We start from the raw sequence: 20262 nt of genomic DNA on the forward strand, positions 1-20262 counted from the left end.
CTTCACGCAACGCCATCGTAGAACTCGCCGCGCTCGCGCGCATTTGTCAATCAGGCGGCCTTCGTCGTATGCGTACTCTCCACACGCGTTCAGCTTCATCAAAAGCTTAAGGAGGACGACTATCGCAAGCTTCTAGCCTTACATGACCTTGTTCCTGCGCCGCTTTCACGGCCTGATCTAGGAGCCCTACTTCGCAAATCCCATTCGATGTCACTCGTAGATGAGATCTGCGGCATTATTTCAGCGCTTAATTTTGGTGATCGATGGCAAGATACTCGATCGCTCGCCCTCGACTTACTCGATCCCAGCATTGTTGAAGCCCTATCCGCATTTGCGAACACTCCGTTCAACGCCCGCGCCCTGTATGACGACGCGTCAGCAGCCGAAGCCGACATGGTCTACTACCAACGCGCCTTTGCATTCACCGAGTTTGTGGATTGCGCGCGATACCGTGCGTTTGTTGACGCCATACTAGCCCCTCGCTTGTTGTCAACGTTGTCGCCCAAAATAGATCCATCGCTTGCGGCTCGCGATTCTCTCACCGCACGCGATCTGACTAAGGCACTTCAGGGCTTTCAGGACCCGAACGATTTCCTGAAGCATCAATGCTGCGGTTCGTTTTTGAAGACCGTTCAATTGATCACCTATCTTGAATCGGCCGGAAATTCTGCTCGCCTTGATCAACACGAAATGCGCTTCATCTGTGAGCACACGACTGGGTTGGAATATCTTCTCACCGAAACCGAGCTGGAGCGATTAAAGGCCTTGCAGCATCTGAACTAACTCGCGCAATTGGGGTACGACAGGCGGTGCTCGAAGTAATGAAGGGAGCTTATGATCTCATTATTGTTGACATGGCCCTGCCGACCTTTTCAAGCACCGGTGACGTGGGCAGTGGTGGCGGAGGTCAGGCAGTTGGGGGCATAGAAATCTTACGAGCCCTTTCGAGTACTAGGGTCTCTACAAAGGTAATCATTGTCACCCAGTACCCCGACATCATCGTCGGAGGCGAACGTGTAAGACTGCATCAAGCAGCACGCGTACTATCCGCCAAGTACAGGCAAGAAGTGCTCGGCGCAGTCTTGTACTCATATAAAACACCTGAATGGGAAACGGCTTTTGACGCTCTGTTGGGAAAGCTAAAATGGCAATAGTTGTTTTTGAGGATGACGAAAATAAATGGGCAGTCATAAGAGATTGCCTTCGCGAAAAGGGCGTTAAAGAGAACGGCATTACCCGCTTAACTTTAAGCAAGCTTCTGGAGACGAAGGGCTTAATTCAACGACTGGAAGCACCGTTTTCCGGAGGTGACCGTCCCTCAAAAATATCGACGCCGAAATTGGCGGCATTCACAAGTGGCTCAGCTGTGATTGCAAGCGAAGCGCGCCTAGAGACTGTGAAAGCACAGCATAGAAAGGTCGCAGGGATTGATATGGAAGTGTATGGATTCCATCGAGCGGCTGAGCTTTGCGCTCGATCGATTCACGCCTTTAGTGCGAAGGTGGTCGTCGACAAGGCGAACGAGGCGAAGGGAGACGAGTTGCAGGATTACGGTTCCTTCGTTTCGGCAGCCTTCACTATGGAGGCTGTACGATTGCTGTTAAGCGAGACGAACGAGGCACGTTAGGCAATCAGACTCGCTTGAAATCAGCTGTTGCAATTCGAGGAAGCCCAGCGCAAACCTCCGGGCAATGGGCGCAATTCCTTTGAAAGACGCGCCCGCAATGCGAACCAAGCAATCAGCATAGAGCGACAGCTTCGAGGACTTCATTAGGAACGGCCCGGAACGGGATCGGTTGGCTCACTAATTCTCCCCGAACACTCTGCCTTCTCCTCTCCTCTCCTCTCAAGGCGACGGCTTTCGTTTCAACGTCGTTTCGTCGAACGCAGTTTAATTGTGCGCCGATTCCTTGGCATTCCGCGACTGATCATCCACTTGATCGCACTATTCTGACATCACTATACGCATGCCCCCCTGATGCTGATGCTTTAAGGCTCCCGTCTCAGGTCGCGAGCCTTTATCGTTTGGGAATCCCCACCCATTCTTGTCTCGACGTGTGGCTCGTGCATCGCGGCCGGGCTCGTTAGAGATATTGAAACGACCTCCTCAAACGGTTCAATTTTTCGGACGATGCTCCTTAGCAACCCTATCGCAAGCCCGGATCGATCGTCATGAAGGCCGCCAACGACAACGCCATCAGCAAGATTTCCTTCCGCAGATAGCGAAGTTCGATTGGGCGAGCGCCGGTCTCGATGCAGACGAAGACGATGTGGCGAGCGTCGTCGTTCATGCCCGCGAGCGCGCCCGGCTTCAGGATCACGTCACGCACCCATTCAATCGGAAACGGCAGGCGGCGCTTCTTGAAATTTTGATTGAAGGTCAGGCCCTCGAATGGATTGGAACGCCCCTCGACGCCGATATGGGCATAGTAGCGCTTGTAGAGGATGCTCATGTCGCCCAGGCGACGCTTGCCGAGGGAGGCCGACTTCTTGTCCGCCTTGGCGTCCTTCGGCGCGATCAGCCCCTTGAAGTGATCGTGCATCTTCTTTGCGTGGTCGCGCGTGATGTCGTCCATCGCGAGGTCTTCGCCGACGACCTTGGTGAACGCCTCGACCGCGTAGCGCTTGACCTTCTTCCACGACTTCTTCTGCTCTTCGCTCTTGCCGACGATCTCGACGGCCGCGATCTCATTGCAGTAAATCTCGAAGGCTTCGCTGACCTTCACCCGTGGGCGATCCACGCCGCCCAGGACGGCCGTCTCGACGGCCACCGGCGTCCGCGTGTCAGAGATCGCAGCGAAGCGCCTGACGAGGTCTTCGATTGGAAGCTGTGCAATCTCCACCGCCGGGCGGTAGGCGAAACCTAGAGCCTCCGCACGGGCTCGGGCGACCTTGTAGGCGGCCATCGCCGCCTCGCTCTTCCCGCCGTCCGTGAGCATAGACGCCCATAGGATGTTGTCGGCTTCTTCGAGGATGTCCCTCTGCCCCCTGGCCTTCGCCAGATCGTCTGTCTTGAGCGAGACCCGGATCACTGGCACGCGGTCGTCGAGATGCACGACGACCTTCGGCACGCGCCGCCAGTAGTAATAGACGCCGTCCCTCAAGAGCAGAAAGCGATCCTGATTTTCCTGTCTTACCAAGGTGCGTTCTCCCGCCGTGTATCACAGAACATATCCCGATCTGTATCACACAAAACGCCGAGGCGGGAAGGGCCAGAAGCGCGCCGCGAGGATTTCGCTGCGTTTTCAGGGGGATAGCTGTTTGGAAGGTTTTGCTTCTTGGTGCGCTCGGAGGGACTCGAACCCCCACGATTTTACTCACTGCCACCTCAAGGCAGCGCGTCTACCAATTCCGCCACGAGCGCTTTTGGGGATGCCGGCTTGAGGCTTGAAGGCCAACCGGATCAACGGCGCCGATCTAACAAATCCGTCAGAGGGGTACAAGCCTCCAAAAGCCCTGAATTCCACAAGCTTGGCAGGAAAGTTCCGGCTCCTTGCGCCCAGATCGGCCTTTTCCGCCTGCCCGAGCCGCTACCGTATGCCCAGGCCGCTACCGCGTGCCCGGGATACGTGGCAGCATCTGCTTGACCTCGACCGCGATCCGGTTGCGGTCGACCAGCACGACGCCGGAGGCGACCGGCAAATTATTGGCCAAAACCTTGACCTCGTCGGCCTCGGTTGCGTCCAGCTCGATGATGGCGCCGCGGGAAAGACGTAATACCTGATGGATCGGCATGGTGGTCGTCCCGAGGACGACCATGAGATCCACGGTGACTTTGTCGAGAGTAGGCACTTCAGGACCACCGCAACTTGGGACTAGGACTTGGGACTTGGGACTTGGGACTTGGGACTTGGGACTTGGGACTTGGGACTTGGGACTAACGACTTGGAATTTGCGCCTGCGATCATCACCCGGTTATGGTTAGCCAATGGTTAATTCACCTCGAAACCCCCGCCAAAACCAGCGCCAAGAGCTCGATTTGACGCCGTTTTCCGGCTCCTCCGGCGAGCCGGTGGAGTGGCGGATTTCGGACGCGCCGGTGCCCTATCCGGAGGCCGTGGCCGAAATGGAGGCGCGCGTCGCGGCGATCGCAGCGGGTGAAGCTCCGGAGCTGGTCTGGCTGCTGGAACATCCCCCGCTCTACACGTCCGGCACCTCGGGCAAGGCCACCGACCTGCTCGATGCCCGATTCCCGACCTTTGCCACCGGGCGCGGCGGCCAGCTCACCTATCACGGGCCCGGCCAGCGCGTGGCCTATGTCATGCTCGACCTCAAGCGTCGCCGGCCGGACGTGCGGGCCTATGTCGCGAGCCTGGAGGAGCTGAGTCTGCGGACGCTCGCCGCCTTCAACATCCGTGGCGAGCGGCGCGAGGACCGGGTCGGCGTCTGGGTGAAGCGGGCTGACAAGGGACCCGAGCACGAGGACAAGATCGCGGCAATCGGCGTCCGGCTGAAGCGCTGGGTCTCGTTTCACGGCATCGCCATCAATGTCGAGCCGGAGCTGTCGCATTTCGCCGGCATCGTGCCCTGCGGCGTCGCCGATCCCCGCTACGGCGTCACCTCGCTGGTCGATCTCGGTCAGCTCGTGACGATGGCCGATGTCGACGTCGCGCTCCGGCAGGCCTTCGAGGAACTGTTCGGGCCGACCCGGGCGCTGATGCCGGAAGCCGTCTAACGCTTTCTGTAGAGCGCCCCGCCTCTATCGTTTTCCGCCAATGCGGAATCGGCTACGCTCGATTCCGGTGTCGCCCACGCCTCCCCCCTCCGCCGGGAAAGCAGATGTCATGCCGGGCGACTAAACCATCGGACCGACTGTTCGAGCGCCAGGCATAAGGAGGGGTTGCGTTTCAGCTCGCAATGGGAGGTTTTGCGATGAGACTGTCTGCACCCATCTATCATCTGAAGCGAAGAGCGAAGCGCCTGTCCCGCGAGGAAGGCATCCCGCTGCACGATGCGCTCGACCGCATCGCCGCGAGGGAAGGCTTTTCCGCATGGAGCATGCTCGCGGCGAAAGCGGCCGCAGCGACGCCGGCCAACCGGCTTTTCCCGCAATTCCAACCGGGTGACCTGGTGCTGGTCGGGGCGCGCCCCGGCCAGGGCAAGACCCTGATGAGCCTCGAGCTTGCTGTGGAGGCGATGCGGTCGGGCCATCGCGCGGCGTTCTTCTCGCTCGAATACACCGAGAAAGACGTTCTGGATCGCTTTCGGGCGATCGGCGTGGACCTGGCGCAATTCGAAAAACTCTTCGAGATCGATTGCTCCGACGCCATCAGTGCCGATTACGTCGTCAAGCAGATGGCCGCGGCGCCGCGCGGTACGGTCGTGGTGATCGACTATCTGCAACTGCTCGACCAGCGGCGGGAAAATCCCGACCTCACCATTCAGGTGCGCGCGTTGAAATCATTCGCGCGCGACAAGGGATTGATCGTCGTCTTCATCTCGCAGATCGACCGCTCCTATGATCCATCGCTCAAACCCTGCCCTGACCTGGACGATGTCAGGCTGCCGAACCCGCTCGATTTGAAGCTGTTCGACAAGACCTGTTTCCTGAACAATTCCGAGGTGCAGTTTGGCATAGCGAGCTGACGATCTCTGGCAACCGGTTCAGGCCGCGGGTGCGGTGGTTCACCCGCGGCCCCTCTCCTCATGCCTTCTCCGGCGAGACCTCGAGCTTGCCGGCGATGTAGCGCCGTTCCTGGGTGAGGCCGCCAAAGCCATAGGCGTCGCCCTTGACTTCATCGACGTGCAGATATGTCTCGTGATGCAGCGGCCCCAGGATCCCGGCCATGCGCTGGAACATCGCGGCGAGATAGGCGGCCTTCTCGTCCTTGGTGTTGGTGCCTTCGCTGACGTGGATGTCGATCCAATAGCTCGCCAGCTTTTGCTCTGCGAGCGACTTGCCACCGGCGAACCAGTCACCCGCTTCCACCGACTTCACGATGATGGCGGTGACCTCAGGATCCTTGTGCAGGATTTTTGCAGTGAGCTCGGACACGGCGCTCGCGATGTCGGCCTTCAGCGAGGGCGACTGGCGGGAGGTGGTGTAGGACACGGTGATCAGCGGCATGGTCGTTCTCCTCATCATGTCGCGCGGTTCGCGCGGCGTTGGTAAGAAGCTAGACCGGCCCTCGACATTTTGGTATCTTATCTCTATTGATAGCAGTGATAACATATCATAATGACAGCAACGCTCGATATCGCCACCGTCCAGGCCTTCCTGCTGGTCGCCGACCTCCAGAGCTTCACCCGCACCGCCGAAGCGCTCGGCACGACCCAGGCGGCGGTCAGTCTGAAGCTGCAACGGCTGGAAACGCTGCTTGGCAAGCGCCTCGTCGAGCGCTCGCCGCGGGCGGTCCGGCTCACGGCAGACGGCGCGATGTTCCTCGAGCGCGCCCGGGCGCTGATCGCGGCACATGACCGCGCGCTGTCGGGCGAGGCCTCGGTCGCGCAGTCGCTCTCGCTCGGCATCTCCGACCACGCCGCGGGGCCGGAGCTGGTACCCCTGCTCGAACGCCTGCATGCGATGTCGTCGAACCTCACGCTCGCTGTCACCATCGGCTTCTCGCGCGAGATGCAGGAGGCCTATGATGCGGGCGAACTGGATGCGGTGATCGTGCGCCAGGAAGGCAGCCGCCGCGGCGGCGAGAAGCTGGCCGAGGACGAGTTCGGCTGGTTCGCGTCAAGACGCTTCACCGTGCCCAAGGGCGAAGCGCTGCCGCTCGCAACCCTCGCCCCGCCCTGCGGGGTCCGTGCGATCGCGGTGCGCGCGCTCGACAAGGCCGGCCTCGCCTGGCGCGAGCGTTTTGTCGGCGGCGGCGTCACGGCGGTGGTCGCGGCCGCACTTGCCGGACTTGCAATCGCGCCGCTGGCGCGACGGATCGCGCCTCCCGGGTTGGTCGATATCGGGCCGACCCATAAGCTGCCGAAACTCGGCAACTCCAAAGTGATGCTGCATTCGAAGGTCAGCGATCCCGCCAAGCTCGCGGCATTGCGCGCGGTGGCCGCGACGTTTCGGAGCGCGGCGGCGGTCTGACTCTGGACGGCTTTCCGGCTCGAATGCGCTGCGTGTGTCTGCTAGACTGCGTCCTGCATACGGGCTCGCAATATTGCCTAAAAAGGTTCCAAACCCGCGGGAACAATCCGCCACGTGCTGCGTTTGCCCCCGTTGAGGCAGGGTCCGGGAATGGTCGAGAAGTCTAGTCAGCAGAGGGACTTGTTCGAAAGCGAACGCAGTTTCCGCCTGTTAGTTGAAGGAGTTGCGGACTACGCGCTCTACATGCTCGATCCCACCGGAAGAATCACCAGCTGGAACATCGGCGGCGAGCGCATCAAGGGCTATTCCCCCGGGGAGATCCTCGGCCAGCACTTTTCCCGTTTCTACACCGAGACCGACCGCGCCAACGGCAAGCCCGCCCGTGCGCTCGGGATTGCGCGGGAAAAGGGCCGTTACGAGGAGGAAGGCTGGCGCGTCCGCAAGGACGGCACTTTCTTCTGGGCCAGCGTCGTGATCGATCCGATCTACGAGGCCGGCGAGCTGGTCGGCTTCGCCAAGATCACGCGCGACATCACCGAGCGCCGCAATACCCAGCTCAAGCTCGAGGCGATGCAGAAGCAGCTCGCCGAATCCCAGAAATTCGATGCGCTCGGCCAGCTCACCGGCGGGGTCGCCCACGACTTCAATAACCTCCTGATGATCATCAGCGGCAGCCTCCACATGCTGAAGCGAGGGGCCGACGACGAAGCCAAGCTTCAGCGCGCGATCTCAGCGATCGAGACCGCCACCAGGCGCGGCGCGGCGCTGACCAACCAGCTCCTCACCTTCGCGCGGCGGCAGAGCGTCAATCCGCAGGCGATCGACTTCGCCGACCGCATCGCGGCGATCCGCGAGGTGCTCGATGCCGGCGTCGGCAGCTCCGTGCGCTTGGCTTTCGACGTCAGCGGCGACGTCTGGCCGATCAGGACCGACGTTTCCGAGCTCGAGACCGCGCTGCTCAACCTGGTCATCAATGCGCGCGACGCGATGCCCGACGGAGGCACGGTGACGATCGCAGCGCGCAATCTCGTGCTCAACGAGGACCCCCTCGTCGGCGAATTCATCGCGATCGACGTCAGCGATACCGGCCTCGGCATTCCCTCCGACGTTCTCGACAAGATCTTCGAGCCGTTCTTCACGACCAAACCGATCGGAAAGGGCACCGGCCTCGGTCTCTCCCAGGTGCACGGCTTCGCCCATCAGGCCGGCGGCACGATCCGGGTCGCGAGCGCGCTCGGCAAGGGCACCACCTTCACCATCCTCCTGCCGCGCGGAGAAGACGAACCATCGCGCGAGGCGGCGGGAGAACCGGCGTTCCAAGGCAGCGGCACGGTGCTGCTGGTCGAGGACAATCCGGACGTCGCCGCCGTCAGCATCGGTCTCCTGGAGCAGCTCGGCTATCGGGTGCGCCGGGTCGCGGACGCCGAAGCCGCCTTGAGCGAGATCGAGAAGAACGGCGTCGACTTCGTGTTCTCGGATATCGTCATGCCCGGCAAGATGGACGGGCTCAGCCTGGCCCATCACCTCCGCCAGATCCGCCCCGGCCTGCCGATTCTGCTCGCCACCGGCTACAGCGAAGTCGCCGCAGGCGTGCGCGGCGATTTCCCGATCCTGCGCAAGCCCTACGAGATCCACGAATTGAGCGAAGCGATCGCCAAGCTGCCGCGGTAATTCTCTGGCTATACCGTCGGCAACACCGAAAACGCCTCGCCTGCCCGGCGCAAGTTCAGCTCGCCGACATCGGCCGTCTCGCTGGTGACACTGTCGACACGCGAAGACGGTGGGCCGTGGCGGCACAGCGCCACCATGTCGGCGACGTGCTTCGGCGGTCCTGCGAACAGCGCTTCGACGCTGCCGTCGCGGCGGTTGCGGACCCAGCCTTCGAGACCGCACGTCGTCGCCTGATGCTCGAGCCAAGCCCGGTAGCCGACGCCCTGTACACGGCCGCGGATCATGACCTGGAGGATCGCCCGGCTCATTGTTTCAGTCCAAGGACATCGGCGCTACGCGCCTTGACGTCGCCCTCGCGCGTGACACGGCTGGTCAGGTCCGATGACGGGAGGCCTTTGAGATTCTTCGGCGCAGTGCCGTCGCGTAGCGCCTTCTGCGTCTCGTAAACGGCCTGTGTTGCGGCCGCGATCGGCGCATGGCCCTGAAGCGCGATGCGCACGCGCTGGCCCGCGAGGTATTCGAGCACGTTCAGCTCCTCCGGCGCGCCGCCGAGCACGATCGGCAGGCGCGTCGCAGATGCGATGGCTTCGAGCTCGGCACGCGACTTGATGCCGGTGAAGAACAGGGCGTCGACGCCGGTAGCCTCATAGGCCCTGGCGCGGCGGATCGCATCCCCGATCGAGGTGATCGAGGCCGCGCCGGTGCGGCCCATGATGACGAGCGAGGGATCGCCGCGGCCGTCGAGTGCCGCCTTCATCTTGCCGACGCCCTCCTCCAGCGAGATCAGCTGCGTCTTCGCCTCGCCGAACCCAGCCGGCAGCAGCGTGTCCTCTATGGTGAGGCCGGCGGCGCCCGCCGTCTCCAGCTCCTGCACCGTGCGGCGCACGTTGAGCGCGTTGCCATAGCCGTGATCGGCATCGACCAGCACCGGAAGCGCTGCCGCACGCGACATCCGCCGCATCTGCTCGGCAAGCTCGGTGAGCGTGATCAGCGTGATGTCGGGGTCGCCGAGCACCGCGAGCGAAGCCACCGAGCCGCCGAACATGCCGAGCGGGAAACCGAGATCCTCGGCGATGCGGATCGAGATGGCGTCGTAGACCGAGCCGGGATGGACGCACGTCCCGCCCGACAGGATCGCTCGCAGTTTTTCGCGGCGGGAACGAAAGGCCATGGTGATGTCTCGGTTAGTGCGAATTGCGTCCCCGCCGTCGTCCTGGCGAAAGCCAGGACCCATTACCACAATTGGATATGGTGGCAGAAAATGACGGCCACCATCGCCATCAACAACTACTCCCTGGGGTAATGGGTCCTGGCTTTCGCCAGGACGACATTGGGCCCCTACGCAAACTCCAAAATCAGCGCGTCCACCGCAAGCGTCGCGCCGGCGGTGGCGTGGATCTTCTTTACGGTGCCGTCCTGCTCGGCGCGCAGCACGTTCTGCATCTTCATGGCTTCGACCACCGCGAGCGTCTCGCCGGCCTTGACCTCCTGCCCTTCGGTGACCGCGATCGAGACCACGAGACCGGGCATTGGACAAAGCAGTTTCTTGCCGGTGTCGGCAGCCGTGGTCACCGGCATCAGCCGCGCCGAGGCAGCTTCCGCTTCGGTCCAGACATAGACCGGCACCTCGACGCCCTGATGCGCGAGGCGGATGCCGTTCGCGATCGGGCGCACCTGCACCGCCACGAGGTGCCCGTCGATGGTGCCCTGCCAGACCGGATCGCCCGGCTTCCACGGCGATTGCAACAGATGCGCATTGCCGGCCTTGCCGTCGGCATCGAGGAAACGCACCGCGACCGCCTCGCCCTCGCGCGCGATCTCCAGCAGGATCTCCTGGCGCTCGAGCCAGACCGCACGGCGCCGCTCGCGCTGCACGATGCGGCCGCCCATCTGACCCGAGATCTGCCGCTTGCGCTCGCCGAGCACGTGATCGATGGCGGCGCCGACCGCGGCAAGCCGCCGTGCGACCTCGCCTTCCGGCACGCGCACGGCAAAGCCCTTGGGGAATTCCTCGGCGATAAAGCCGGTGGAGAGCCGGCCTTCGCGCCAGCGCGGATGATGCATCAGCGCCGACAGGAACGGGATGTTGTGACGGATGCCGTCCACATAGAATGAGTCCAGCGCGGTGGCCTGCGCCTCGATCGCGGCCGCGCGCGACGGCGCGTGGGTGACGAGCTTGGCGATCATCGGATCGTAATGGATCGAGATCTCGCCGCCCTCCTGCACGCCGGTGTCGTTGCGCACGGTGATGCCGTCCTGGCTCGCTTCCGCCGGCGGACGGTATTTCACGAGGCGCCCGATCGAGGGCAGGAAGTTGCGGAACGGGTCTTCGGCGTAGAGACGCGACTCCACTGCCCAGCCCGTGAGCGTGACGTCCTTCTGCGCAATGGCGAGCTTCTCGCCGGCGGCAACGCGGAGCATCTGCTCGACGAGGTCGACGCCGGTGACAAGCTCGGTGACGGGATGCTCGACCTGGAGGCGCGTGTTCATCTCCAGGAAGTAGAAGCTCTTGTCCTGCCCCGCGACGAATTCGACGGTGCCGGCAGAGTCGTAATTCACGGCCTTGGCGAGTGCGACTGCCTGCTCGCCCATCTTGCGGCGAGTGGCTTCGTCGAGCAGCGGCGACGGCGCTTCCTCGATGACCTTCTGGTTGCGGCGCTGGATCGAGCATTCGCGCTCGCCGAGATAGATCACGTTGCCGTGCTTGTCGCCGAGCAGCTGGATCTCGATGTGGCGGGGGTCGACGATGAACTTCTCGATGAAGACCCGGTCGTCGCCGAACGAGGCCTTGGCCTCGGCCTTGGCGAGGTTGAATCCTTCGGCGACCTCGGAGGTCGAATGCGCGATGCGCATGCCCTTGCCGCCACCGCCGGCCGAGGCCTTGATCATCACGGGATAACCGATCTCGTCGGCGATCTTGACCGCGTGCGTGGCGTCGTCGATGACGCCGAGATAGCCGGGCACGGTCGAGACTTTTGCCTTCGCGGCAGCCCTCTTGGATTCGATCTTGTCGCCCATCGCCGCAATCGCACCCGGGTTGGGGCCGATGAAGACGATACCGGCCGCCTCGAGCGCGCGCGGAAACGCCTCGCGCTCAGACAGGAAGCCGTAACCGGGATGCACGGCCTCGGCGCCGGTCTTGCGGCAGGCCTCCACGATCTTCTCGATCACCAGATAACTCTCGGCCGCAGCCGGCGGGCCGATCAGCACGGCCTCGTCGGCCATCTCGACATGGAGGGCGTCGCGGTCGGCCTCGGAATACACCGCGACCGTCTGAACTCCCATGCGGCGAGCGGTCTTGATGACCCGGCAGGCGATTTCGCCGCGATTGGCGATCAGAATGCGTTTGAACATGCTTTTCTTGAGTCTCGACCTTGGGCGGGACCCTTCCCTGGCCGTTGGAGCCTATGGGAGGGCCGTGTGGCTCCCGTGGTACATCAAAATAGGCCGGAGGCAACGGTCAAAATCCGGGTCCTCTGGCGTACCAGCGCAAGACCAAAGCAAGACCGAAACGGGCCTGGCAGGCCCCGAAGGGCCTACGGCTTCCCGGCTTTGCCCACGTCCCGGACCAGGCCGTGAATGAAGCCGAGCTTGTCGACAACGACCGGCGAGAGGATGAACGGATAGAGGTCGCGCATGCCCATGGCGCGGTTGACGCTGTTCATGGCGAAGGTGAAAGGCAGCCATGCGTTGACGATCGCCTCGACGTCCCTCGCATCGTAAGGGTTGAAGCGGATACGCGTCGTCAACTCCCCGTCGCGGTCGACCTTGGGCCGCACCTCCATGCCGAACTCGCTGGCCATCTCCAGGGTGTCGACGATGTGAAGATAGTGCGCCCAGGTCTCCGCGAAATCCTCCCACGGATGCGTCGTCGCGTAGGCCGAAACGTAGTTCTGCTGCCAGTCCGGCGGGGCGCCATCGGCATAGTGGCGCTGCAGGGCCTGGCCGTAATCGGCGGAATCGTCGCCGAACACGGCGCGGCATTCGTCGAGCTTGCCGCCGTCGCGCACCAGCACGTCCCAGAAATAGTGCCCGACCTCGTGGCGGAAATGCCCGAGCAGCGTCCGGTAGGGCTCGCCCATCTCCAGCCTGCGCCGCTCGCGCTCGATGTCGTCGGCCTCGGTCAGCGCGATCGTGATCAGGCCGTTGTCGTGGCCGGTCAGGACCTTCTGCCCGCTCTGCGGATCGTCGGCGAGGAAATTGAAGATCAGGCCATGTTCGGGATTGTCCTGCCGGGTCTGGAGCGGCAGCTTCCAGCGGATCAGGGAATAGAACAGCCGGTGCTTCGCCATTTCCAGCTCCCGCCAGCCGGCGAGTTGCGCCGGATCCGACAGGTCCGGGACGACGCCGTTATGGCGGCAGGCGCGGCAATAGCCGGTGGTATCGCCCGCATCCGTCAGCCAGTTGCACGCATCATGCTCGGCATTGCTGCACAGCATGCGACTTTCGCCCTTGGTAGCCAGCGTCCGCCAGACCCCACCTTGAGCCTCCCCGTCGGGCTCGATCGCCGACATCGTCTCCTTCTCGGGCAAGAACGCGACGTGATGCCCGCAGCGTTCGCAGGCGCGGTTCTCGAAATAGAGGACGTTGCCGCAGGCCTGGCAGACAAAAAGCTTCAAGATTTAGCCTCTTCGGAAAGGGAGCTTTTGGGAATGAAAGTTGTGGCGCCCCGGAGATACGCGCCCGGAAGGCTCATCGTTCCAAGGTTCGGAACAAATAGCCAGACTCGGCGTTCGTTCATGCCCACCACACTGCATTCGGCGACGTCTTTCTTTCCATATTTCCTTTGAGCCATGGCCATCACGCTTCGTCTGTGTGAATATCGGTCGGCCACGTGCGCTCCCGCATCACAACGGCCACCGCCTTGAACGATCCTTTGCCCGAGACCTTCGCCGCCGAAAGGCTGCGCCAGCACCTGGAAGACGTCGCACGCGAGCGCGACAACGCCTATCGCGCGCTCCAGGAGCGCGAAGCCGAGCTTGCGCGCATCCAGCGCATCGGCAAGGTCGGCGGTCTCGAAGTCGACTTCCGCGAAGGCTTCAAGAACCGCCGTTCGCCGGAATATCTGATGCTCCACGGCCTGCCGCCGGAAGCCGCCGACGAGTCGCACGAGGACTGGATCAACCGCATTCATCCCGACGACCGGGACGCTACGGTGAAGCATTTCATCGACGCGCTGTCCGGCACCAGCGAGGACTACACCGCCGAATACCGCATCATCCGCCCGAGCGACGGCGAGACCCGCTGGATCCGCGTCGTTGCCAAAATCGAGCGCGACGGTGGCGGCCGTGCCCTCCGCCTCGTCGGCGCCCATATCGACGTCACCGACCAGATGCTGGTGCGCGAGACCCTGCGCGAGAGCGAGGAGCGCTTCCGGCTGATCGCCGACAGCGCCCCGGTGCCGATCTGGGTCACGAAACTCGACCGCACACGGTCCTTCGCCAACCAGGCCTATGTCGATTTCGTCGGCCTGCCCTATGACCAGGCCATCTCCTTCGACTGGCGCAAGGTGCTCCATCCGGACGACCTGCCGCATGTGCTGCAGCAGTCCGTTCAGGGTGAAGCATCGCTCAAACCGTTCGTGCTGGAAGCCCGCTACAAGAACGCCGCCGGTGAATGGCGCTGGCTGCGTTCGGAATCGCAGCCGCGCTGGGACCCGACCGGCAGGCATATCGGCTTCATCGGCGTTGCCCATGACATTACGGTGGCCAAGCAGGCCGAGATCGAGCTCCGGCAGCTCAATGAGACGCTGGAAGAACGCATCGCCGAGCGCACCGCCGAGCTCGAATCCAACGAGGCGCGGCTGCGCGCGATCCTGGAGACCAGCAACCAATATCAGGGTCTCGTCAATCTCAAGGGCGAGCTGCTTTACGCCAACACGACCGTGCTCGACGCCATCAAGGCGAGCCCTGTGGACGTGATCGGAAAGCCGTTATGGCAGACGCCCTGGTTCAGCACGACAGAGAGCATGAGTGCGCGGGTGCGCGAGGCCTTCGACACCGTGCTGAAAGGCGAAGCCGTGCGGCTGGAGATGCGCCTGCGCCTTCCCATCGGCGAGCGTGATTTCGAGTTCGGCATGCGCCCGGTGCTCGACCGCCACGGCAACATCACCGGCGCGGTGCCCGAGGCGGTGGACATCACCGAGCGCCGCCGCGGCGAGGAAGCGCTGCGGCAATCGCAGAAGATGGAGGCGATCGGCCAGCTCACCGGCGGCGTCGCGCACGACTTCAACAATCTGCTTACCATCATCCGCTCGGCCACCGATTTCCTGCGGCGCCGCGAGCTGCCGGAGGAGCGCCGCCGCCGCTATGTCGATGCCATCTCCGACACCGTCGAGCGTGCCTCCAAGCTGACCGCCCAGCTGCTGGCGTTTGCGCGCCGGCAGCCACTGAAACCCCAGATATTCAACGTCGGCAGCCAGATTGAAGGCGTCGCGCAACTGGTCCGGCCGCTGGTCGGTGCTCGCATCGAAATCGCGGTGGAGGTTCACGATGGCGACTGCTTCACGGTCGCCGATATCGCGCAATTCGAGACCGCGCTGATCAACCTCGCCATCAACGCACGCGACGCCATGGACGGCGAAGGCCGCCTCACCATCGCGGTCCGGAAAGTTCAGGGCATCCCCAACCTTCGCGCGCAACCGGCGCGCGGCGGCGACTTTGTCGCGATCTCGGTCGCCGACACCGGCAGCGGCATCGCGCCCGAAAACATCGAGGCCATCTTCGAGCCGTTCTTCACCACCAAGGAGGTCGGCAAGGGCACCGGCCTCGGCCTGAGCCAGGCCTTCGGCTTCGCAAAGCAGTCCGAGGGCGACATCGCCGTGACGAGCACACATGGTGAAGGTGCGACCTTCACCATCTATCTGCCGCGGGCGCAAAGCCCCGCGACGGATCAGGAAGCCGCGGCGCTGACCTATGAGGCCGCGGCCACCGGGCGCGGCTATCGCGTGCTCGTGGTGGAAGACGACGACGAGGTCGGTCGCTTCTCCACGGAGCTGCTGGAAGACCTCGGCTATGTCGTTCGCCGCGCCGCCAACGCCAATGCGGCGCTCGCCATCCTCGGCGAGAACGAGTTCGCCGTCGATCTCGTCTTCTCCGACGTCATCATGCCCGGCATGAACGGCGTCGAGCTCGCCGGCATCATCCGCGAACGCTATCCGGGCCTGCCCGTCGTGCTCACCTCTGGTTACAGCAACGTTCTCGCCGAGAACGCCGATCGCGGTTTCGAGCTGATCCAGAAGCCGTATTCGGTCGAAGCGCTGTCGCGCATTTTGCGCAAGGCGATCACGGCAAAGCCGTCGATGGCGCGGTGAGTGTGACGATCGCGAGAACGCGGCACGGACTGCGTCATTTCGAGCGCGGCGAAGCGATTCAGAATCATCCGGCGGCGCAGCTTGGATTGCTTCGTCGCAAGAGCTCCTCGCAATGACGGTGCTATCGCGCCGCTCCAACCCGGCAGGCTTTTGAACAAAATCATAGACCGAAACTCGGCCCGAGACGCGGCGATGCGCAGACGGCGGTCCGCGCCCGCGGGGAAGACAGCGGCGGCGGCTTCCGCTATCGCTGCCGAATGAACCGACACATCCTAGGGATCGAACGTGCCGTCTGACGCCATCCTGGCCTGGAGCATCATCGTCGCCGCGACCGCAGGCGTCATCATCCGGCCCTTTCGCCTGCCGGAGGCGATCTGGGCCGTCATCGGCGCCAGTGCGCTGGTGCTGCTCGGCCTGCTGCCGTGGCGGGATGCGCTCACCGGCATCGAAAAAGGCGTGGATGTCTATCTGTTCCTGATCGGCATGATGCTGATCGCCGAACTGGCGCGGCTCGAAGGCCTGTTCGACTATCTCGCGGCGCTCGCCGTGGAATATGCCGGCGGCTCGCCGCAGCGGCTGTTCCTGCTGATCTACATCGTCGGCACGCTCGTCACCGTCCTGCTCTCGAACGACGCCACCGCGATCGTGCTGACGCCCGCCGTCTATGCCGCGACGCGCGCCGCCGGCGCCAAGCCGCTGCCTTATCTCTTCGTCTGCGCCTTCATCGCCAACGCCGCGAGCTTCGTGCTGCCGATCTCCAACCCGGCCAATCTCGTCGTGTTCGGGGCCCACATGCCTGCGCTCACCGAATGGCTGCGCCTGTTCGCCCTGCCCTCGGCGGCCTCGATCCTTCTGACCTATGTCGTGCTACGCCTGACCCAGCACCGCGTCTTGAAGGAAGAGACGATCGCGCGCAGCGTGCCGCATCCAAAGCTCGGCCGCGGCGGCAAGTTGACGGCCATCGGTATCGTGGCGATCGGAATCGTGCTGGTCACCGCCTCCGCGCTGGACAAGCAATTGGGCCTGCCGACCTTCGTTTGCGGCGTGGTGACAGCCGCAATCGTGCTGCTGCTCAACCGGCAATCGCCGCTCCCCGTGCTGCGCGGCGTCTCCTGGAGCGTGCTGCCGCTGGTCGGCGGGCTGTTCGTGATGGTGGAAGCGCTGATCAAGACCGGCGTGATCGGGCAGCTCAGCGCGCTGCTGCATGAAGCTGTCGGGCAATCCGTGACGAAGGCGGCCTGGAGCGTCGGCATCGCCACCGCGATCGCCGACAACATCGCCAACAATCTTCCCGTCGGCCTCGTTGCCGGCTCGGTCGCCGCCAGCGATCACTTGCCCGCGCCGGTCGTGAGCGCCATCCTGATCGGCGTCGATCTCGGGCCGAATCTGTCGGTGACCGGTTCGCTCGCCACCATCCTGTGGCTGGTGGCGTTGCGGCGGGAAAAGATCGAGGTCGGCGCCTGGCCGTTCCTGAAGCTCGGAGTGATGGTGACGCCGCCCGCCTTGATCGCGGCGCTTGCGGCCGCGATCCGGTAATCGCGCGCAGTTTGCGGCGCATCAATGTCGCCGCTGACGCCGGGCCTATACTGCACCTTGTCGCGCGGCCTGATACCGCGCGGCAAGGAAGGTTCATCATGCAGATCCAGTCGAAGGCATTGCCGCAGAGCTTCTCCCTGCGCCGCACGTTTCAAGGCTTCACCACAGCGGACCAAGGCCGGGGTGAAGCATCCCACCCGCTATTGGTCTTTTCGGTCGTGGTGCTGCTGACCCTGTTCGCCATCGTGGAGATCGACCTGCACAGCGCACAGCTTCAGGTGATCGGCCTGCTCGGCCACGGTGCTGGGATCGATCCCATCTTCCTAAGCCCGTAGCCCTTGGCGCGCCACGTCCACAGGAAAAGCCCGATCGCGGCCATCGCGGCCGCGACCGGGGTCACGCACCGTCAATCGTTCTCGTAGCCGTAGACTTCCGGCAGGATGAAGATTGCGGCGAGCAATCCGATCAGCGGGAAGATCGCGACCATCAGCGTGGCATTGGCCTGCCCGATCGCAGCGAACACCGTCGGGAACAGGAATATCGCCAGGAACGACGGCAGCTTCACGAACATGTAGGCGAAGCCGCTGGCGGTGCCGCGATATTTCGGCTTTGCGACCATGGTCGGGATCGTCATGCAGTTCGACGCATCCCAATAATGGCCCCACAGCATCGCAGCAGCCGCGAACGGCAGCAGGATCTTGTTGTCGGTGTAGAGCGCGAAGGCCGCGACCAGCAGCGAGACCAGCACGATCGAGAAGCCCGCGATCGAGATGCCGCGGTGGCCGATCTTCGGCGTCAGCAGCGGACCGACCCAGCCCGACACGGCGGCGAAGGAGAATAGCGCCATCGTCACCAGATTGATGCCGAGCACGCTCGACACGCCGACCATCACAAAGAGCACCGGCAGGTAGAACGCGAAGGTCGAGAACTCGCTGGCCTGCGCGAAGCAGGCGATCCAGCCGTAGATCGTGGCGCGCCAGCGGATCGGATCCTTCTTGAGGTCGGCGAGGAACGCACGGGTGGAGACCTTGGGCACCTCCACGTCACGGTCCGGCAGCATGGCGAGATCGTCGTTGAACATCTCGCGCGCGACCTGCTTGGCCTCGCGGTAGCGTCCCTTCTGCACCAGCCACACCGCCGTCTCAGGCACGTCGTGCCGCATGATCAGGATAATCAGCGCCGGCAGCGCGCCGAGGCCGAGCGTCACCCGCCACAGCGTCTCGTGGTGAATGTCGAACAGCAGGAAGATCACGATGACGCCGATCGTCAAGACCTCGCCGACCGCGAACATGAACTGCCAGCGGTTACCCATGACCTCGCGCTCACCCTTGGCCATGGATTCCATGATGTAGGTGTAGCCGGTCGAGATGTCCGAACCGAGCGGTATGCCGAGCAGGAAGCGGATCACGACGAGCCAGCCGACGCTGGGCACGAAGGCCTGTGCCAGCGCCAGCACGATGAACATCACCATCGTCACCAGGAACATGACACGGCGGCCGATCTTGTCGGAGAGCCAGCCGCCGAGCAGTGCGCCGATCATGGCGCCGCCCTGCGTACCGGCCGCGGCCAGGCCCAGCATTAGCGGATCGGGATTGAACTGCTCCTTGATGAAGATCAGCACGAAGGCGATCGAATAGAGGTCCCAGGCTTCGACCAGGATCGAGGCCATCATCAGCCAGCCGACCTTGTTGCCCTTGGGACTGTAGTTCGTGATGAGGTAGCGGACCGCGGCTTCGCTCGCGGTCGGTTGTGGCATCGCCATCGTCGACATCTTTGGTCCTCCTGAATTTTTACGTGCCGAGCAGCGGCTCGATGCTGCAATCGAGCAGGCGCGGGTCGATCCCCACCTCCATGCCGGTGAACATCTCGCCCATGTAGTCGATCAGTGCATCGCTGGCCTTCACCGCGTCCTCGACGCGACGATTGGCAACCGCATTAAGAATAGCCAGATGATGATCGATTGTTCCTGACAGTTCGGCCTGCCCCGGCATGAAACGGTGGTGGATGTAGCCGATGCGCCGGTACAGCGTGTGCAATGGCCGCAGCGTGTGCACCAGAAACGGCTCGCCTGCCGCCTCCAGCACCAGCGCGTCGATGCGGCGGTCGATATGATTGAACTCGTCGAGGGTCAGATTGGCGCGGCGCTCGCGCAAGAGTCGCTCGATATGCAGCGCCTGATTGCGGTGCGAGAGGCTGGCGCGATCGGCCGCGAGCCGGATCACGAAGCGCTCCATGTCGCGGCGCAAGGCCAGCAGCATGCGCTCGCGTGCCAGATCGATCGGCGCAATGCGCAGACCGTGGCGCGGACGGATGATGATCAATGTATCGGCGGAGAGACGATTGACGGCGTGATGAACCGGCGTGCGGCCGAAGCCGGTGATATGCTGCAATTCCAGCATCGTCATGAACTGGCCGGGCTTGAGCTCGCAATGGACGAGCAGCTCTTCGATCCTTTGATACGCCAGCTCGAAGAAGTTGAGACGGTTGCGCCGGGAGGGCTTGCCCTCGCCGTCGTCGTTCCTCACCACCTCGAGCGCGCGCTTGCGCGTTGCCATGTCGTCTCTCCCCTCAGCCCGCGCCGTCGTTGCAGGGCGGCGCTTTGTTGGTGATATCCCTAAAACATGTTGTGATATATTACAAGCGAGCGTAAGACTCGACCCCTGCCCGCACCATGTTGCGGTGCGGAATGACAACAAAACGGCGCTGCGCG

Annotated in this window: 18 protein-coding genes and 1 tRNA gene; 9 read left to right on the plus strand and 10 right to left on the minus strand. The window is 63.3% G+C overall.

Going from position 1 to position 20262, the window contains the following annotated elements; translation table 11 throughout:
- Window positions 1-207 precede the first annotated feature (207 nt).
- A complete protein-coding gene (locus AC0L21_RS21795) occupies window positions 208-783 on the plus strand; it encodes a hypothetical protein (RefSeq protein WP_473263875.1) in 576 nt (191 codons plus the stop codon).
- A 361-nt stretch (window positions 784-1144) separates the two neighbouring features.
- The gene (locus AC0L21_RS21800; RefSeq protein ID WP_473263876.1) at window positions 1145-1627 is read left to right on the plus strand and encodes a hypothetical protein; all 483 of its coding nucleotides are present in this window, start codon (window positions 1145-1147) and stop codon (window positions 1625-1627) included.
- 520 nt (window positions 1628-2147) lie between these two features.
- Here the strand turns inward: AC0L21_RS21800 and AC0L21_RS21805 are convergent.
- The 3 genes from AC0L21_RS21805 to AC0L21_RS21815 all read right to left on the minus strand — a co-directional run bounded on the left by AC0L21_RS21805 (window position 2148) and on the right by AC0L21_RS21815 (window position 3792).
- Window positions 2148-3140 carry a DUF6538 domain-containing protein gene (locus AC0L21_RS21805; RefSeq protein WP_473263877.1) on the minus strand — a complete coding sequence of 331 codons (993 nt, stop codon included), beginning with the start codon at window positions 3138-3140 and terminating at the stop codon, window positions 2148-2150.
- 139 nt (window positions 3141-3279) lie between these two features.
- A tRNA-Leu gene (locus AC0L21_RS21810) sits at window positions 3280-3364 on the minus strand.
- Between the two features lie 185 nt (window positions 3365-3549).
- Window positions 3550-3792 carry a FliM/FliN family flagellar motor switch protein gene (locus AC0L21_RS21815; protein ID WP_007603171.1) on the minus strand — a complete coding sequence of 81 codons (243 nt, stop codon included), beginning with the start codon at window positions 3790-3792 and terminating at the stop codon, window positions 3550-3552.
- A 136-nt stretch (window positions 3793-3928) separates the two neighbouring features.
- Between AC0L21_RS21815 and lipB the strand changes: the two genes are divergently transcribed.
- Complete coding sequence (lipB, locus tag AC0L21_RS21820; RefSeq protein WP_473263878.1) at window positions 3929-4675, plus strand: lipoyl(octanoyl) transferase LipB; 747 nt, start codon at window positions 3929-3931, stop codon at window positions 4673-4675.
- A gap of 197 nt (window positions 4676-4872) precedes the next feature.
- Window positions 4873-5586: a DNA helicase gene (locus AC0L21_RS21825; protein WP_473263879.1), complete on the plus strand. Its 714-nt coding sequence runs from the start codon at window positions 4873-4875 to the stop codon at window positions 5584-5586.
- A 58-nt stretch (window positions 5587-5644) separates the two neighbouring features.
- On the opposite strand, the gene AC0L21_RS21830 is transcribed toward AC0L21_RS21825, so the two are convergent.
- A complete protein-coding gene (locus tag AC0L21_RS21830; RefSeq protein ID WP_007603164.1) occupies window positions 5645-6067 on the minus strand; it encodes a tautomerase family protein in 423 nt (140 codons plus the stop codon).
- Window positions 6068-6178: 111 nt separating this feature from the next.
- Here AC0L21_RS21830 and AC0L21_RS21835 point away from each other — a divergent pair, with 111 nt between their 5' ends.
- Together AC0L21_RS21835 and AC0L21_RS21840 are read left to right on the plus strand one after the other, a co-directional pair.
- Window positions 6179-7033, plus strand: a complete 855-nt coding sequence (locus tag AC0L21_RS21835) for a LysR family transcriptional regulator (protein WP_473263880.1) — start codon at window positions 6179-6181, stop codon at window positions 7031-7033.
- Window positions 7034-7183: 150 nt separating this feature from the next.
- Entirely contained in the window at window positions 7184-8704 is a 1521-nt protein-coding gene (locus AC0L21_RS21840) for an ATP-binding protein (RefSeq protein WP_473263881.1), read from the plus strand.
- Window positions 8705-8712: 8 nt separating this feature from the next.
- On the opposite strand, the gene AC0L21_RS21845 is transcribed toward AC0L21_RS21840, so the two are convergent.
- From AC0L21_RS21845 to AC0L21_RS21860, 4 genes are all read right to left on the minus strand, one after another.
- Window positions 8713-9012 carry an acylphosphatase gene (locus tag AC0L21_RS21845; RefSeq protein ID WP_473263882.1) on the minus strand — a complete coding sequence of 100 codons (300 nt, stop codon included), beginning with the start codon at window positions 9010-9012 and terminating at the stop codon, window positions 8713-8715.
- Entirely contained in the window at window positions 9009-9875 is an 867-nt protein-coding gene (locus tag AC0L21_RS21850) for an isocitrate lyase/PEP mutase family protein (protein WP_473263883.1), read from the minus strand. Before AC0L21_RS21850 ends, AC0L21_RS21845 begins: the two co-directional genes overlap by 4 nt.
- 167 nt (window positions 9876-10042) lie before the next feature.
- Entirely contained in the window at window positions 10043-12058 is a 2016-nt protein-coding gene (locus tag AC0L21_RS21855) for an acetyl-CoA carboxylase biotin carboxylase subunit (RefSeq protein ID WP_473263884.1), read from the minus strand.
- Between the two features lie 182 nt (window positions 12059-12240).
- Window positions 12241-13323 (minus strand): zinc-binding metallopeptidase family protein, encoded by a 1083-nt coding sequence (locus tag AC0L21_RS21860; protein ID WP_473263885.1) that lies wholly within the window; start codon window positions 13321-13323, stop codon window positions 12241-12243.
- Between the two features lie 215 nt (window positions 13324-13538).
- Between AC0L21_RS21860 and AC0L21_RS21865 the strand changes: the two genes are divergently transcribed.
- The 3 genes from AC0L21_RS21865 to AC0L21_RS21875 all read left to right on the plus strand — a co-directional run bounded on the left by AC0L21_RS21865 (window position 13539) and on the right by AC0L21_RS21875 (window position 17887).
- Window positions 13539-16016: a PAS domain-containing hybrid sensor histidine kinase/response regulator gene (locus AC0L21_RS21865; RefSeq protein ID WP_473263886.1), complete on the plus strand. Its 2478-nt coding sequence runs from the start codon at window positions 13539-13541 to the stop codon at window positions 16014-16016.
- A gap of 285 nt (window positions 16017-16301) precedes the next feature.
- Entirely contained in the window at window positions 16302-17552 is a 1251-nt protein-coding gene (locus AC0L21_RS21870) for an arsenic transporter (protein ID WP_473263887.1), read from the plus strand.
- 98 nt (window positions 17553-17650) lie between these two features.
- Window positions 17651-17887, plus strand: a complete 237-nt coding sequence (locus AC0L21_RS21875) for a hypothetical protein (RefSeq protein ID WP_473263888.1) — start codon at window positions 17651-17653, stop codon at window positions 17885-17887.
- A 71-nt stretch (window positions 17888-17958) separates the two neighbouring features.
- Here AC0L21_RS21875 and AC0L21_RS21880 read toward each other — a convergent pair whose 3' ends face one another.
- Both AC0L21_RS21880 and AC0L21_RS21885 read right to left on the minus strand, forming a co-directional pair.
- Window positions 17959-19323, minus strand: a complete 1365-nt coding sequence (locus tag AC0L21_RS21880) for an MFS transporter (RefSeq protein WP_473263889.1) — start codon at window positions 19321-19323, stop codon at window positions 17959-17961.
- A gap of 19 nt (window positions 19324-19342) precedes the next feature.
- On the minus strand, window positions 19343-20107 hold the full coding sequence (locus AC0L21_RS21885; protein ID WP_473263890.1) for a GntR family transcriptional regulator: 765 nt from the start codon (window positions 20105-20107) through the stop codon (window positions 19343-19345).
- Between the last annotated feature and the right edge of the window lie 155 nt (window positions 20108-20262).

The sequence above is a fragment of the Bradyrhizobium sp. WSM4873 genome (genome assembly GCF_055811355.1).

Excerpts from the sequence above, each read along its gene's own strand:
- AC0L21_RS21795 (WP_473263875.1), top strand. The coding sequence starts at position 208 with ATGTCACTCGTAGATGAGATCTGCGGCATTATTTCAGCGCTTAATTTT.
- AC0L21_RS21800 (WP_473263876.1), top strand. The coding sequence starts at position 1,145 with ATGGCAATAGTTGTTTTTGAGGATGACGAAAATAAATGGGCAGTCATA.
- lipB (WP_473263878.1), top strand. The coding sequence starts at position 3,929 with ATGGTTAATTCACCTCGAAACCCCCGCCAAAACCAGCGCCAAGAGCTC.
- AC0L21_RS21825 (WP_473263879.1), top strand. The coding sequence starts at position 4,873 with ATGAGACTGTCTGCACCCATCTATCATCTGAAGCGAAGAGCGAAGCGC.
- AC0L21_RS21830 (WP_007603164.1), bottom strand. The coding sequence starts at position 6,067 with ATGCCGCTGATCACCGTGTCCTACACCACCTCCCGCCAGTCGCCCTCG.
- AC0L21_RS21835 (WP_473263880.1), top strand. The coding sequence starts at position 6,179 with ATGACAGCAACGCTCGATATCGCCACCGTCCAGGCCTTCCTGCTGGTC.
- AC0L21_RS21840 (WP_473263881.1), top strand. The coding sequence starts at position 7,184 with ATGGTCGAGAAGTCTAGTCAGCAGAGGGACTTGTTCGAAAGCGAACGC.
- AC0L21_RS21845 (WP_473263882.1), bottom strand. The coding sequence starts at position 9,012 with ATGAGCCGGGCGATCCTCCAGGTCATGATCCGCGGCCGTGTACAGGGC.
- AC0L21_RS21850 (WP_473263883.1), bottom strand. The coding sequence starts at position 9,875 with ATGGCCTTTCGTTCCCGCCGCGAAAAACTGCGAGCGATCCTGTCGGGC.
- AC0L21_RS21855 (WP_473263884.1), bottom strand. The coding sequence starts at position 12,058 with ATGTTCAAACGCATTCTGATCGCCAATCGCGGCGAAATCGCCTGCCGG.
- AC0L21_RS21875 (WP_473263888.1), top strand. The coding sequence starts at position 17,651 with ATGCAGATCCAGTCGAAGGCATTGCCGCAGAGCTTCTCCCTGCGCCGC.
- AC0L21_RS21880 (WP_473263889.1), bottom strand. The coding sequence starts at position 19,323 with ATGTCGACGATGGCGATGCCACAACCGACCGCGAGCGAAGCCGCGGTC.
- AC0L21_RS21885 (WP_473263890.1), bottom strand. The coding sequence starts at position 20,107 with ATGGCAACGCGCAAGCGCGCGCTCGAGGTGGTGAGGAACGACGACGGC.